A 203-nucleotide genomic window follows, 5' to 3' on the forward strand; every position below is an offset into this window, starting at 1 on the left:
GCCCTAGGTGTCGGGTGGCAGCTGGTCAACAAGATCGCGGTTCAGGCATGCCGCAACCTTGTCTACGACTCCGGCGATCACCTCGCTGACGTGCGGATACTAGGGGTCGACGAGCACGTGTGGAAACACACCCGCCGTCCCGGCGATCCCTCCTCGATGGTCACGGTGCTGGTGGATCTGACCCCACTGGTCGATGGGCGCGG

At 64.5% G+C, this 203-nt stretch carries 1 pseudogene; it reads left to right on the forward strand.

The window, feature by feature from the left end:
- Positions 1-203 (forward strand): annotated as a pseudogene (locus tag ACT3TD_RS14890) (ISL3 family transposase); the annotation flags it as partial.

The sequence above is a fragment of the Corynebacterium sp. AOP36-E1-14 genome (genome assembly GCF_052377495.1).
In the GTDB taxonomy this organism is placed as follows: Bacteria; Actinomycetota; Actinomycetes; order Mycobacteriales; family Mycobacteriaceae; genus Corynebacterium.